At 50.1% G+C, this 14138-nt stretch carries 13 protein-coding genes and 1 tRNA gene; 7 read left to right on the plus strand and 7 right to left on the minus strand.

Translation table 11 applies throughout. The features are described 5' to 3' along the window. Positions 1 to 131 precede the first annotated feature (131 nt). From FTE26_RS15910 to FTE26_RS15920, 3 genes are all read right to left on the minus strand, one after another. Positions 132 to 485, minus strand: a complete 354-nt coding sequence (locus FTE26_RS15910; protein WP_000558209.1) for a DUF4156 domain-containing protein — start codon at positions 483 to 485, stop codon at positions 132 to 134. 137 nt (positions 486 to 622) lie between these two features. Continuing rightward, positions 623 to 2269 (minus strand): chaperonin GroEL, encoded by a 1647-nt coding sequence (groL, locus tag FTE26_RS15915; protein ID WP_000729117.1) that lies wholly within the window; start codon positions 2267 to 2269, stop codon positions 623 to 625. A gap of 43 nt (positions 2270 to 2312) precedes the next feature. Next, positions 2313 to 2606 carry a co-chaperone GroES gene (locus tag FTE26_RS15920; protein ID WP_001026276.1) on the minus strand — a complete coding sequence of 98 codons (294 nt, stop codon included), beginning with the start codon at positions 2604 to 2606 and terminating at the stop codon, positions 2313 to 2315. Between the two features lie 275 nt (positions 2607 to 2881). Between FTE26_RS15920 and yjeH the strand changes: the two genes are divergently transcribed. Beyond that, complete coding sequence (gene yjeH / locus FTE26_RS15925; RefSeq protein ID WP_000015837.1) at positions 2882 to 4138, plus strand: L-methionine/branched-chain amino acid transporter; 1257 nt, start codon at positions 2882 to 2884, stop codon at positions 4136 to 4138. 15 nt (positions 4139 to 4153) lie between these two features. Here the strand turns inward: yjeH and FTE26_RS15930 are convergent, their stop codons facing one another. Then, on the minus strand, positions 4154 to 4630 hold the full coding sequence (locus tag FTE26_RS15930; RefSeq protein WP_001267448.1) for an FxsA family protein: 477 nt from the start codon (positions 4628 to 4630) through the stop codon (positions 4154 to 4156). 336 nt (positions 4631 to 4966) lie between these two features. On the opposite strand from FTE26_RS15930, the gene aspA reads away from it, so the two are divergent. The 6 genes from aspA (at position 4967) to FTE26_RS15960 (ending at position 10743) form a co-directional block, all read left to right on the plus strand. Then, positions 4967 to 6403, plus strand: a complete 1437-nt coding sequence (gene aspA / locus FTE26_RS15935) for an aspartate ammonia-lyase (RefSeq protein WP_000069437.1) — start codon at positions 4967 to 4969, stop codon at positions 6401 to 6403. A 117-nt stretch (positions 6404 to 6520) separates the two neighbouring features. Beyond that, complete coding sequence (dcuA, locus tag FTE26_RS15940; protein ID WP_000961959.1) at positions 6521 to 7822, plus strand: anaerobic C4-dicarboxylate transporter DcuA; 1302 nt, start codon at positions 6521 to 6523, stop codon at positions 7820 to 7822. 115 nt (positions 7823 to 7937) lie between these two features. After that, positions 7938 to 8276: a divalent cation tolerance protein CutA gene (cutA, locus tag FTE26_RS15945; RefSeq protein ID WP_000883400.1), complete on the plus strand. Its 339-nt coding sequence runs from the start codon at positions 7938 to 7940 to the stop codon at positions 8274 to 8276. After that, positions 8252 to 9949, plus strand: coding sequence for a protein-disulfide reductase DsbD (gene dsbD / locus FTE26_RS15950; RefSeq protein WP_000068966.1), 1698 nt, complete (start codon positions 8252 to 8254; stop codon positions 9947 to 9949). Before cutA ends, dsbD begins: the two co-directional genes overlap by 25 nt. A 36-nt stretch (positions 9950 to 9985) precedes the next feature. After that, positions 9986 to 10561, plus strand: coding sequence for a transcriptional regulator (locus FTE26_RS15955; protein WP_001188520.1), 576 nt, complete (start codon positions 9986 to 9988; stop codon positions 10559 to 10561). Between the two features lie 106 nt (positions 10562 to 10667). Next, positions 10668 to 10743: transfer RNA gene (locus FTE26_RS15960), tRNA-Phe, on the plus strand. Between the two features lie 589 nt (positions 10744 to 11332). Here the strand turns inward: FTE26_RS15960 and FTE26_RS15965 are convergent. The 3 genes from FTE26_RS15965 to FTE26_RS15975 all read right to left on the minus strand — a co-directional run bounded on the left by FTE26_RS15965 (position 11333) and on the right by FTE26_RS15975 (position 13998). Continuing rightward, a complete protein-coding gene (locus FTE26_RS15965) occupies positions 11333 to 12211 on the minus strand; it encodes a restriction endonuclease (protein WP_042111475.1) in 879 nt (292 codons plus the stop codon). Between the two features lie 519 nt (positions 12212 to 12730). Next, positions 12731 to 13297, minus strand: coding sequence for a hypothetical protein (locus FTE26_RS15970; protein ID WP_042111470.1), 567 nt, complete (start codon positions 13295 to 13297; stop codon positions 12731 to 12733). 287 nt (positions 13298 to 13584) lie between these two features. Continuing rightward, entirely contained in the window at positions 13585 to 13998 is a 414-nt protein-coding gene (locus tag FTE26_RS15975; protein ID WP_042111466.1) for a hypothetical protein, read from the minus strand. Positions 13999 to 14138 lie beyond the last annotated feature (140 nt).

Here is a 14138-nt window from a genome sequence, read left to right on the forward strand (position 1 = left end):
GCCCGATACGGCATGCGGACTGCAGGCAGAGAAAACTGGCCGATTTTCTCTGCACTGGAGGGATAATACAAGGCCTGATAAGCGAAGCGCATCAGGCAATGATACGTTTGTCACCCAGCCTCTGGATCACATCAGTTCGGGCACTTATAAACCTGACCGATAATCTGGCTATCCGTCGGGACAAAACTGGACAACATTCCCTGCGACGGGCTGCTGATGCCATAAATCACGTTACCGCCCATTGCAGCCGCCTGGTTGCGCAGATCGTTTGCTGCGCCGCGCATAGAACCGCCCTCTTCTCCGTGTTGCCCGGAAAGCCAGTTGCTTTGCTTACCTGTCGCAGTACCAATCAGCTGGCACTCTGCGCCTGGCTGCTCGTCCACAATGCGTACACTCTGACCGGCAGCACTCAATTCGTTGCTGGAGCTACAACCCGCCATCAGTAGCGCGGCACCGACAATCCCTGCTAAGTATTTTACGTGCATGTTATTCCCCATAATCAATGAGCTGGACGCCACTCGCGTCGTCCGTGTCTGAATCTTATACTAGAAAGATGACCAAAAGAAAAACCCCCAGACATTTCTGCCCGGGGGTTTGTTTATTTCTGCGAGGTGCAGGGCAATTACATCATGCCGCCCATGCCACCCATGCCGCCCATACCGCCAGCAGCGCCTAAGTCAGCTGCATCATTTTTCGGCAGGTCGGTAACCATGCACTCGGTGGTGATCATCAGGCCAGCCACAGAAGCCGCGTACTGCAGAGCAGAACGGGTTACTTTGGTTGGGTCCAGGATACCCATGTCGATCATGTTGCCGTATTCTTCGGTTGCTGCGTTGTAACCGTAGTTGCCGTCGCCGCCTTTAACGGTGTTAGCAACAACAGACGGTTCTTCGCCGCAGTTCAGGACGATCTGACGCAGCGGAGCTTCCATTGCACGCAGTGCAACTTTGATACCCACGTTCTGGTCTTCGTTCTGACCACGCAGGTCAGCCAGTTTAGACGCTACGCGGATCAGCGCAACACCACCACCAGCAACCACGCCTTCTTCTACCGCAGCACGGGTCGCGTGCAGGGCGTCTTCAACGCGTGCTTTTTTCTCTTTCATTTCAACTTCGGTAGCAGCACCTACTTTGATAACTGCAACGCCGCCTGCCAGTTTCGCTACGCGTTCCTGCAGTTTTTCACGGTCGTAGTCAGAAGTTGCTTCTTCAATCTGCTGACGGATCTGAGCAACACGGCCCTGGATTGCAGCTTCTTCACCCACGCCATCGATGATAGTGGTGGTGTCTTTGTTGATCACAACACGTTTAGCCTGACCCAGGTCTTCCAGGGTTGCTTTTTCCAGCTCCATACCGATCTCTTCAGAGATTACGGTACCGCCAGTCAGGGTTGCGATATCCTGCAGCATAGCTTTACGACGATCGCCGAAGCCCGGAGCTTTAACCGCAGCAACTTTCACGATGCCACGCATGGTGTTAACAACCAGAGTTGCCAGCGCTTCGCCTTCAACATCTTCAGCGATGATCAGCAGCGGTTTGCCTGCTTTGGCAACAGCTTCCAGAACCGGCAGCATTTCGCGGATGTTAGAGATTTTCTTGTCAGCCAGCAGGATGAACGGGCTTTCCAGTTCTACTGCGCCAGTTTCCGGCTTGTTGATGAAGTAAGGAGACAGGTAGCCACGGTCGAACTGCATACCTTCAACCACGTCCAGTTCGTCCTGCAGACCGGTACCGTCTTCAACGGTGATAACGCCTTCTTTACCGACTTTGTCCATCGCTTCAGCGATCAGTTTACCTACGGTTTCGTCGGAGTTAGCGGAGATGGTACCAACCTGAGCAATCGCTTTAGAGTCAGAGCACGGTACGGACAGCGCTTTCAGTTCTTCAACTGCAGCGGTAACGGCTTTGTCGATACCACGTTTCAGGTCCATCGGGTTCATGCCCGCAGCAACAGCTTTCAGACCCTCAGTGATGATAGCCTGAGCCAGTACAGTTGCAGTGGTGGTACCGTCGCCTGCAGCGTCGTTCGCTTTAGAGGCAACTTCTTTCACCATCTGCGCACCCATATTTTCGAACTTGTCTTCCAGTTCGATTTCACGAGCAACGGAAACACCATCTTTGGTGATGGTCGGTGCACCGAAAGATTTATCCAGAACTACGTTACGGCCTTTCGGACCGAGGGTAACTTTCACTGCATCTGCCAGTACGTTTACGCCGCGCAGCATTTTCACACGAGCGTCGTTACCGAATTTTACGTCTTTAGCTGCCATTATCTTTATTCCTTAAATTCGTATGTTCAGTGTCGTGCGAGGATTACGCTTCAACAATTGCCAGAATGTCGCTTTCGGACATGATCAACACTTCTTCATTGTCGATCTTCTCAGATTTCACACCGTAGCCATCGTTGAAAATAACGATGTCGCCAACTTTCACATCCAGCGGCTTCACTTCGCCATTTTCAAGGATACGGCCATTGCCGACAGCCAGCACTTCGCCGCGGGTGGATTTAGCCGCTGCAGAGCCGGTCAGAACGATGCCGCCAGCAGATTTAGTTTCAACTTCTTTACGCTTGACGATCACGCGATCATGCAATGGACGAATATTCATTGATAACTCTCCTTTGAGAAAGTCCGTATCTGTTATGGGTGACGCCGGAGCTTACGTGGTTTCCCGGCTGGTGACCAGAGAAATGGGGATGAGGATTCGCCCCTTCAAGGGGGAAAAAGAAAAAAAATTCTGATCAGCACAAAATCGGGTGAAAACCCTGATTCACCTCACATTTCATCGCAATTTCTTCATCGCCGTCATAAGCGAATCTGATTGTGCTACCATCGAAAATCTACGCAGTTGCCCAAAATTTGGGCGCAATCGGACATCAACCCATGAGTGGACTCAAACAAGAACTGGGGCTGGCCCAGGGCATTGGCCTGCTATCGACGTCATTATTAGGCACTGGCGTGTTTGCCGTTCCTGCGTTAGCTGCGCTGGTAGCGGGCAATAACAGCCTGTGGGCGTGGCCCGTTTTGATTATCTTAGTGTTCCCGATTGCGATTGTGTTTGCGATTCTGGGTCGCCACTATCCCAGCGCAGGCGGTGTCGCGCACTTCGTCGGTATGGCGTTTGGTTCGCGACTTGAGCGAGTCACCGGCTGGTTGTTTTTATCGGTCATTCCCGTGGGTTTGCCTGCCGCGCTACAAATTGCCGCCGGGTTCGGCCAGGCAATGTTTGGCTGGCATAGCTGGCAACTGTTGTTGGCAGAACTCGGTACGCTGGCGCTGGTGTGGTATATCGGTACTCGCGGTGCCAGTTCCAGTGCTAATCTACAAACCGTTATTGCCGGACTTATCGTCGCGCTGATTGTCGCTATCTGGTGGGCGGGCGATATCAAACCTGCGAATATCCCCTTCCCGGCACCTGGTAATATCGAACTTACCGGGTTATTTGCTGCGTTATCAGTGATGTTCTGGTGTTTTGTCGGTCTGGAAGCATTTGCCCATCTTGCCTCGGAATTTAAAAATCCAGAGCGTGATTTTCCTCGCGCATTGATGATTGGTCTGCTGCTGGCAGGATTAGTCTACTGGGGCTGTACGGTAGTCGTCTTACACTTCGACGCCTATGGTGAAAAAATGGCGGCGGCAGCATCGCTTCCAAAAATTGTAGTGCAGTTGTTCGGTGTAGGAGCGTTATGGATTGCCTGCGTGATTGGCTATCTGGCCTGCTTTGCCAGTCTCAACATTTATATACAGAGCTTCGCCCGCCTGGTCTGGTCGCAGGCGCAACATAATCCTGACCACTACCTGGCACGCCTCTCTTCTCGCCATATCCCGAATAATGCCCTCAATGCGGTGCTCGGCTGCTGTGTGGTGAGCACGTTGGTGATTCATGCTTTAGAGATCAATCTGGACGCTCTTATTATTTATGCCAATGGCATCTTTATTATGATTTATCTGTTATGCATGCTGGCAGGCTGTAAATTATTGCAAGGACGTTATCGACTACTGGCGGTGGTTGGCGGGCTGTTATGCGTTCTGTTACTGGCAATGGTCGGCTGGAAAAGTCTCTATGCGCTGATCATGCTGGCGGGGTTATGGCTGTTGCTGCCAAAACGAAAAACGCCGGAAAATGGCATAACCACATAATCCGGCGTTTCGACATTAATCCTGGCGATCGTCTTTATGATCAAGGCGGTCGCGCTCATCATCCTTTCGCTGGTACTCACCATCAAAAGTATTACCACCACCGGTCCCGGCGCTAAAACCGCCGCCTGGCATACGAGAAAAGCGCAAATGCGGCATCAACTTCACTGTCAGATGCTTTTGCACCGGCGGTAATAAAAGCAGAAGACCGAGGAAGTCGGTGAAAAAGCCCGGTAATAAAAGCAGCAAACCGGCAATGATCAGCGAAACACTTTTAATCATCTCCGCCGCTGGGTTTTCACCCGCCGCCATTTTTTGCTGCATCAGCACGAAATTCTTAAAGCCCTGGTTACGTACCAGTGACATCCCGATAACTGACGTGAATATAACCAGCACGAGGGTCAGCAATACCCCCAATACATGGGCAACCTGAATAAAGATTGAAATCTCAATATAGACATAAAGGAAAATGGCAATAAAAGGTAACCAGCGCAAAGGTTTCTCCTGTAATAGCAGCCGGTAAAACCCGGCTACCTGAATGGGTTGCGAATCGCGTTCAGCTTATATTGTGGTCATTAGCAAAATTTCAAGATGTTTGCGCAACTATTTTTGGTAGTAATCCCAAAGCGGTGATCTATTTCACAAATTAATAATTAAGGGGTAAAAACCGACACTTAAAGTGATCCAGATTACGGTAGAAATCCTCAAGCAGCATATGATCTCGGGTATTCGGTCGATGCAGGGGATAATCGTCGGTCGAAAAACATTCGAAACCACATATATTCTGTGTGTTTAAAGCAAATCATTGGCAGCTTGAAAAAGAAGGTTCACATGTCAAACAACATTCGTATCGAAGAAGATCTGTTGGGTACCAGGGAAGTTCCAGCTGATGCCTACTATGGTGTTCACACTCTGAGAGCGATTGAAAACTTCTATATCAGCAACAACAAAATCAGTGATATTCCTGAATTTGTTCGCGGTATGGTAATGGTTAAAAAAGCCGCAGCTATGGCAAACAAAGAGCTGCAAACCATTCCTAAAAGTGTAGCGAATGCCATCATTGCCGCATGTGATGAAGTCCTGAACAACGGAAAATGCATGGATCAGTTCCCGGTAGACGTCTACCAGGGCGGCGCAGGTACTTCCGTAAACATGAACACCAACGAAGTGCTGGCCAATATCGGTCTGGAACTGATGGGTCACCAGAAAGGTGAATATCAGTACCTGAACCCGAACGACCATGTTAACAAATGTCAGTCCACTAACGACGCCTACCCGACCGGTTTCCGTATCGCAGTTTACTCTTCCCTGATTAAGCTGGTAGATGCGATTAACCAACTGCGTGAAGGCTTTGAACGTAAAGCTGTCGAATTCCAGGACATCCTGAAAATGGGTCGTACCCAGCTGCAGGACGCAGTACCGATGACCCTCGGTCAGGAATTCCGCGCTTTCAGCATCCTGCTGAAAGAAGAAGTGAAAAATATCCAACGTACCGCTGAACTGCTGCTGGAAGTTAACCTTGGCGCAACAGCAATCGGTACTGGTCTGAACACGCCGAAAGAGTACTCTCCGCTGGCAGTGAAAAAACTGGCTGAAGTCACTGGCTTCCCATGCGTACCGGCTGAAGACCTGATCGAAGCGACCTCTGACTGCGGCGCTTATGTTATGGTTCACGGCGCGCTGAAACGCCTGGCTGTGAAGATGTCCAAAATCTGTAACGACCTGCGCTTGCTCTCTTCTGGTCCACGTGCCGGCCTGAACGAGATCAACCTGCCGGAACTGCAGGCGGGCTCTTCCATCATGCCAGCTAAAGTAAACCCGGTTGTTCCGGAAGTGGTTAACCAGGTATGCTTCAAAGTCATCGGTAACGACACCACTGTTACCATGGCAGCAGAAGCAGGTCAGCTGCAGTTGAACGTTATGGAGCCGGTCATTGGCCAGGCCATGTTCGAATCCGTTCACATTCTGACCAACGCTTGCTACAACCTGCTGGAAAAATGCATTAACGGCATCACTGCTAACAAAGAAGTGTGCGAAGGTTACGTTTACAACTCTATCGGTATCGTTACTTACCTGAACCCGTTCATCGGTCACCACAACGGTGACATCGTGGGTAAAATCTGTGCCGAAACCGGTAAGAGTGTACGTGAAGTCGTTCTGGAACGCGGTCTGTTGACTGAAGCGGAACTTGACGATATTTTCTCCGTACAGAATCTGATGCACCCGGCTTACAAAGCAAAACGCTATACTGATGAAAGCGAACAGTAATCGTACAGGGTAGTACAAATAAAGAAGGCACGTCAGATGACGTGCCTTTTTTCTTGTGAGCAGTAACTTAAAAATAACAACCTAATATCAACTTGTTAAAAAACAAGGAAGGCTAATATGCTAGTTGTAGAACTCATCATAGTTTTGCTGGCGATCTTCTTGGGCGCCAGATTGGGGGGAATAGGTATTGGTTTTGCAGGCGGATTGGGGGTGCTGGTTCTTGCCGCTATTGGCGTTAAACCCGGTAACATCCCGTTCGATGTCATTTCCATTATCATGGCGGTTATCGCCGCTATTTCTGCCATGCAGGTTGCTGGCGGTCTGGACTATCTGGTTCATCAGACAGAAAAGCTGCTGCGCCGTAACCCGAAATACATCACGATCCTCGCACCGATCGTGACCTATTTCCTGACTATCTTTGCTGGTACTGGCAACATATCTCTGGCGACACTGCCAGTTATCGCTGAAGTTGCGAAGGAACAAGGCGTCAAACCTTGCCGTCCGCTGTCTACTGCAGTGGTATCCGCGCAGATTGCGATCACCGCATCGCCAATCTCAGCGGCAGTGGTTTACATGTCTTCCGTGATGGAAGGTCATGGCATCAGCTACCTCCATCTGCTCTCCGTGGTCATCCCGTCCACCCTGCTGGCGGTTCTGGTGATGTCCTTTCTGGTCACTATGCTGTTCAACTCCAAACTCTCTGACGATCCGATTTATCGCAAGCGTCTGGAAGAGGGCCTGGTTGAACTGCGCGGTGAAAAGCAGATTGAAATCAAATCCGGTGCAAAAACGTCCGTCTGGCTGTTCCTGCTGGGCGTAGTTGGCGTGGTTATCTATGCAATCATCAACAGCCCAAGCATGGGTCTGGTTGAAAAACCGCTGATGAACACCACCAACGCAATCCTGATCATCATGCTCAGCGTTGCAACTCTGACCACCGTTATCTGTAAAGTCGATACCGACAACATCCTCAACTCCAGCACCTTCAAAGCAGGTATGAGCGCCTGTATTTGTATCCTGGGTGTTGCGTGGCTGGGCGATACTTTCGTTTCCAATAACATCGACTGGATCAAAGATACCGCTGGTGAAGTGATTCAGGGTCATCCGTGGCTGCTGGCCGTCATCTTCTTCTTTGCTTCTGCTCTGCTGTACTCTCAGGCTGCAACCGCAAAAGCACTGATGCCGATGGCTCTGGCACTGAACGTTTCACCGCTGACCGCTGTTGCTTCTTTCGCTGCGGTGTCTGGTCTGTTCATTCTGCCGACCTACCCGACGCTGGTTGCTGCGGTACAGATGGATGACACGGGTACAACCCGTATCGGTAAATTCGTCTTCAACCATCCGTTCTTCATCCCGGGTACTCTGGGTGTTGCCCTGGCCGTTTGCTTCGGCTTCGTGCTGGGTAGCTTCATGCTGTAATGACCAATCGCGGGGCGTTCAAGCCCCGCTTTCTTTCCCGCCGACTAACATCCTTCCCCCGTCCGTTGTATAGTGACCTCTCTCTTGCGGTTCCATCTGTTCTTGCGAGGTGTTTATGCTTGATGAAAAAAGTTCGAATACCGCGTCTGTCGTGGTGCTATGTACCGCACCGGATGAAGCGACAGCCCAGGATTTAGCCGCCAAAGTGCTGGCGGAAAAACTGGCGGCCTGCGCGACCTTGATCCCCGGCGCTACCTCTCTCTATTACTGGGAAGGTAAGCTGGAGCAAGAATACGAAGTGCAGATGATTTTAAAAACTACCGTATCTCACCAGCAGGCACTGCTGGAATGCCTGAAGTCTCATCATCCATATCAAACCCCGGAACTTCTGGTTTTACCTGTTACACACGGAGACACAGATTACCTCTCATGGCTCAACGCATCTTTACGCTGATCCTGCTACTTTGCAGCACTTCCGTTTTTGCCGGATTATTCGACGCGCCGGGACGTTCACAATTTGTCCCCGCGGATCAAGCCTTTACTTTTGATTTTCAGCAAAACCAACATGACCTTAATCTGACCTGGCAGATCAAAGACGGTTACTACCTCTACCGTAAACAGATCCGCATTACGCCGGAACACGCGAAAATTGCCGACGTGCAGCTGCCGCAAGGCGTCTGGCATGAAGATGAGTTTTACGGCAAAAGCGAGATTTACCGCGATCGGCTGACGCTTCCCGTAACCATCAACCAGGCGAGTGCGGGAGCGACGTTAACTGTCTCCTACCAGGGCTGTGCTGATGCCGGTTTCTGTTATCCGCCAGAAACCAAAACCGTTCCGTTAAGCGAAGTGGTCGCCAACAACGCAGCGTCACAGCCTGTGTCTGTTTCGCAGCAAGAGCAGCACACCGCGCAATTGCCCTTTTCCGCGCTCTGGGCGTTGTTGATCGGTATTGGTATCGCCTTTACGCCATGCGTGCTGCCAATGTACCCACTGATTTCTGGCATCGTGCTGGGTGGTAAACAGCGGCTCTCCACTGCCAGAGCATTGTTGCTGACCTTTATTTATGTGCAGGGGATGGCACTGACTTACACGGCGCTGGGTCTGGTAGTTGCCGCCGCAGGGTTACAGTTCCAGGCGGCGCTACAGCACCCATACGTGCTCATTGGCCTCGCCATCGTCTTTACCTTGCTGGCGATGTCAATGTTTGGCTTGTTTACTCTACAACTCCCCTCTTCGCTGCAAACACGTCTCACGTTGATGAGCAATCGCCAACAGGGCGGCTCACCTGGCGGTGTGTTTGTTATGGGGGCGATTGCCGGACTGATCTGTTCACCATGCACCACCGCACCGCTTAGCGCGATTCTGCTGTATATCGCCCAAAGCGGGAACATGTGGCTGGGCGGCGGCACGCTTTATCTCTATGCGTTGGGCATGGGCCTGCCGCTGATGCTAATTACCGTCTTTGGTAACCGCTTGCTGCCGAAAAGCGGCCCGTGGATGGAACAAGTCAAAACCGCGTTTGGTTTTGTGATCCTCGCACTGCCGGTCTTCCTGCTGGAGCGAGTGATTGGTGATGTATGGGGATTACGCTTGTGGTCGGCGCTGGGTGTCGCATTCTTTGGCTGGGCCTTTATCACCAGCCTACAGGCTAAACGCGGCTGGATGCGCGTGGTGCAAATAATCCTGCTGGCAGCGGCATTGGTTAGCGTGCGCCCACTTCAGGATTGGGCATTTGGTGCGACGCATACCGCGCAAACTCAGACGCATCTCAACTTTACACAAATCAAAACGGTAGATGAGTTAAATCAGGCGCTCGTTGAAGCCAAAGGCAAACCGGTGATGTTAGATCTTTATGCCGACTGGTGCGTCGCCTGTAAAGAGTTTGAGAAATACACCTTCAGCGACCCGCAGGTGCAAAAAGCGTTAGCAGACACGGTCTTACTTCAGGCCAACGTCACGGCCAACGACGCACAAGATGTGGCGCTGTTAAAGCATCTTAATGTCCTTGGCCTACCGACAATTCTCTTTTTTGACGGACAAGGCCAGGAGCATCCACAAGCACGCGTCACGGGCTTTATGGATGCTGAAACCTTCAGCGCACATTTGCGCGATCGCCAACCGTGAACGACACTTGCAGTGGGAAAGACGGAGGAAAATAGCGTGCAACGTGAAGATGTACTGGGAGAAGCCCTGAAATTATTAGAATTACAAGGGATTGCCAACACCACGCTGGAGATGGTTGCTGAACGTGTGGATTATCCACTGGACGAGCTACGCCGCTTCTGGCCAGACAAAGAGGCAATCCTCTACGATGCGCTGCGTTATCTTAGCCAACAGATAGATGTCTGGCGTCGTCAGCTGATGCTGGACGAAACGCAAACCGCCGAACAAAAGCTGCTGGCACGTTATCAGGCGTTATCGGAGTGCGTTAAAAACAACCGCTATCCGGGCTGTCTATTTATCGCTGCCTGTACGTTTTATCCCGATCCTGGCCACCCTATTCATCAACTGGCCGATCAGCAAAAAAGCGCGGCCTACGATTTCACCCACGAACTGTTAACCACACTGGAAGTTGACGATCCGGCGATGGTAGCAAAGCAGATGGAACTGGTGCTGGAAGGCTGTTTAAGCCGAATGCTGGTGAATCGTAGCCAGGCGGATGTCGACACTGCACATCGGCTGGCGGAAGATATCCTGCGCTTCGCCCGCTGCCGCCAGGGTGGTGCATTGACCTGACAGAAACACAGAAAAGAAGCGATTTGCCGCAATCTTAAGCAGTTGAATCGCTTTTACTGAAATTAGGTTGACGAGATGTGCAGATTACGGTTTAATGCGCCCCGTTGCCCGGATAGCTCAGTCGGTAGAGCAGGGGATTGAAAATCCCCGTGTCCTTGGTTCGATTCCGAGTCCGGGCACCACTATTCATAAGGCCTCGCTGCAAAGCGGGGCTTTTTCCTTTTCTGGCTACGGTAGATTTCTGGTCGTTGCAACAGGTTATTTGTTTGCTGGATTTCTCGCCATTTTCGCTGATATTCGTTACTTTTAGACACCTCAACATCCTCTGATGTACCTTTTCCTAACCTCACTGCTACGGTCTTTCTACGGTCCTTTACGGTTCCTTTCTCTCAGATCATTCATAGATACGGGGAAAACGGGGGGATTATCATTTCTCCTTAATCCGCTGGTCTTAACGTGATTTTGTCGCGGGGAATAGGGTGGGGAAATCCCCAATAGCAAGCGGGGAAACCAGGCAGCATACACCCTCCACCATTCACATGGGGATTTTCACCAGTCAGTCCACCTGCAACAGATCTTCTTTCCTTTTCATTTCTTACCGTTACCAGAATCCCCCGTCCTCCACGCCATCATAAAATGGTTTATCCGTAGTACTACTTGAGCTAAACGTATTGGACTGTTAAAGCTGAGTGTCCGCTGGGAGGGATATGCGGGCATTACTAGCAGCACTCTGTGTTAAACAACGGGGAGCAGTCACCGCTTCCCAACCCGTTATTTCATCGTGCCAAACTGTTTGTTCTTCAGTGCATATAGTCGGTCGAACTCAGCATAGGGCTCTCCCGTTTCAGCTGCGTGCCGGGTTTTAGCGTCCAGAAGGCCGGGCAAAGGGATTCCATGACTCAGTGAGTGGTAAAGATCATAACCACTGACACAGATAACACGCTTCCCTTTACCAAAAGCCGTCAGACCTTCAGGCGTAAACCCCATCCAACTGATAAAAACACCGCGTGTCCAGGTTGCCTTGGTACTGAGCTTTCCTTCAAATACATGGAGATCGGCAGCCGACGTTCTTTTCTGATGCCACTTTGCCTCTATCAGGTAAAATTCATCATTCAGTCGGAAACTTCCGTCAATCTGTTCGCCTGTGTTTCGGAAAGACGAACGGGGAGCGAGCTTAAAGATACTGAACAGTTCAGCAAGCCAGGCTTCAAACCGAAAACCACGTGGATGTGGCGGCAGAGATTTCATCTCGTTCATTTCAGCGATAAGTGAAGGCCAGTCAACACCATGCCATGCCTGGACAGGCTTTACGCCTTTGGCTTCATCGGTGCCAGCGTTTTCTAAGCGGGAAATCAGTGCAAGATAGTCATTACGGCTTTGTTCAGCCTGTTCAGGCATGGATTCCGTTTTATACTGCCAGACAGCGCCAAGAACCCGCAGAGCGGTCTCACGATCAGCCTGTTTCAGCAAGCATCTAACTCGTTTGGCCTTTGACGTCCCCTCTTCCTGATAACGTTCATCATCAATATCAATGTTTAGTTCTTCATCAAAAAAAGCAGACAAGGTGCGGTTAGAGAAATCAAGTATCCAGCCAGGATCGCTCTCAAACACGAGATTAAACAGCCTCAAATCCTGCATTTTCAGTTTCACGCCTACCTCCTTTTTTTCACAGTATAACGGGATGAAAGTGGAGGAGGAAATGAGTCAGCACCTGTACACCAGCATTAGCGTGTCCCGCTATTGGCAGAACGCGGCCAAACTAACTGAGCAGAAGGTCCACTGTGAGCGAGGAGCGGACGTTGGCAGCTATTGTTGATCTCGCGATGTTTTTTTTTAAAATAGCATGCCGAATAAAATCAGCTCTTTTCAGGCGGCCAAATTCAGTGTGCCACTTCAGTTCAATGAAGAGGAACTTCCGTATACTCTTTACGAAGTTAATACAACATGGCGCAATCGTTCAGAAGGAAAAACGGAGAAACGTTGTTTTCTTTATTTCTGGGCAAATGACACTGAAAACGATTACCGTCGTTACATTCGAGTATTTGATGAATGTGAAAAAAATCTGATGCAATTAGTAAGTTAAAGAAAAAACACAATATTAACTAATTAACGCCCATAAAATAAGCGCCTCTACGGGCGCTTTTCTTTGTGAGGGAGGTACTTAATTTATCACCCCCGGAGGATCCTGTTCAGGAAGTACCTTTTAACTTCGGGTTTAAGGAGAGAACTGAACTCCCACGCAAGTGCATAGCCTCCATCACCGCCTGCTTCATTTTCGAAACCACAAGTCTGGAAATAGCTGACGTGATTATCCAATAGGTATTCATGCACCTCGACAAAAAAATCCTCGAAATTTACATCGTAATAACACTCTGACAGGCGTTGTGACTCCATGTGACGCGCCCGCTTTGTCTGACCGTTTTCGGCGCAGAACACACCATCGAGATAGTTTATAGCGCTTTTTTCAATGCTTTTGAGCTGTGCTTCCGTTGTGCTTTGCTGGCACTGAAAGGCGCAGAACAGGTAGAAATTAGGGTTGTTGGTGCCGTATGAGCGGGATGTTAAATCGCCCATCGTAATTCCTACTTTCGCAAAGCCGAGGTCTCGGCTGTCAGCACCCACGTAAAACCATTTGTTGGGAGACTCAAAGTTCAACTTATCACGTTCCATGACTGCTGCCATTTTATAGTCGTCATCAGGAATTTGCAGGTCGTACATCTGTTGTGGCTTTTTCATGGTTCCCTCTATGCATTGTTGTTTGAAGTCTAATCAAAGTAAAAAACTGCCTGATATAACAAAATTTAAATCAGCGCAGGAAGGTGCCAACGATCACCAGATCGTCAACGGGTTTGCGCGCCAGCCAGATGTAACCCTGGCGGTCGAAGCGCTCCCAGATTTGCTCAAAGGTCTAGCCAGGTGGCTGGGCGCACTGGTTATGTCAAACCGACGGGCCATGAACTGGTCCGGGAAGTCTATGGGATTATCGTAGACCGTCCAAAGTTCAAGATTTGTCGATGTGTCAGTTACCATTCTGCTTCGAACTCGCCTTCGCGCAGTTCGCACTTGCCCTCAATAATTTCCCACGCATGAGTCATGCCCATATTCATCAACTCAATGGTACGCTCGCGGTCATCGGAATAAGCGCCAACAAATATGACGTATTCCAATTTAGGTTCTCCAAATTCAGGCGAGCAGCCGAAATCATGGAAAGCAGCTTGCCATTGAGTACCTTCTTCATCTGGCATATGGAAAAGTTGCATAGGGCGTTCACCTGGTTCGAACTCAATAAAGCTCGCTGAACCAGCCGGGGAAGTGAGCACCCGAGCATGGCCATCAAAAAAATAATTGCTGGCGCTTCTCAATCCTTCCACATAAAACAACCGGCCATCTGATAGTTGTTTCAAGACCAGATACACCTCACGTCGCTGAATACTCATTATTATTCCTGTGGTTATGGGCATTGAAGGATATTAAGTATGCCCATGCGTAAACCTGGGAGAAAGCAAAAGAGGTATAGCCTGCAGAAGAAATTTTCATTTATTTGACCGATGCCCCGATCTCGATCATTTTGGCCACA

The organism is Escherichia sp. S10b, assembly GCF_028421345.1.
In the GTDB taxonomy this organism is placed as follows: domain Bacteria; phylum Pseudomonadota; class Gammaproteobacteria; order Enterobacterales; family Enterobacteriaceae; genus ECMA0423.

Coding starts and splice junctions, on each gene's coding strand:
- FTE26_RS15910 (WP_000558209.1), bottom strand. CDS start 485: ATGCACGTAAAATACTTAGCAGGGATTGTCGGTGCCGCGCTACTGATG.
- groL (WP_000729117.1), bottom strand. CDS start 2,269: ATGGCAGCTAAAGACGTAAAATTCGGTAACGACGCTCGTGTGAAAATG.
- FTE26_RS15920 (WP_001026276.1), bottom strand. CDS start 2,606: ATGAATATTCGTCCATTGCATGATCGCGTGATCGTCAAGCGTAAAGAA.
- yjeH (WP_000015837.1), top strand. CDS start 2,882: ATGAGTGGACTCAAACAAGAACTGGGGCTGGCCCAGGGCATTGGCCTG.
- aspA (WP_000069437.1), top strand. CDS start 4,967: ATGTCAAACAACATTCGTATCGAAGAAGATCTGTTGGGTACCAGGGAA.
- dcuA (WP_000961959.1), top strand. CDS start 6,521: ATGCTAGTTGTAGAACTCATCATAGTTTTGCTGGCGATCTTCTTGGGC.
- cutA (WP_000883400.1), top strand. CDS start 7,938: ATGCTTGATGAAAAAAGTTCGAATACCGCGTCTGTCGTGGTGCTATGT.
- dsbD (WP_000068966.1), top strand. CDS start 8,252: ATGGCTCAACGCATCTTTACGCTGATCCTGCTACTTTGCAGCACTTCC.
- FTE26_RS15970 (WP_042111470.1), bottom strand. CDS start 13,297: ATGAAAAAGCCACAACAGATGTACGACCTGCAAATTCCTGATGACGAC.
- FTE26_RS15975 (WP_042111466.1), bottom strand. CDS start 13,998: ATGAGTATTCAGCGACGTGAGGTGTATCTGGTCTTGAAACAACTATCA.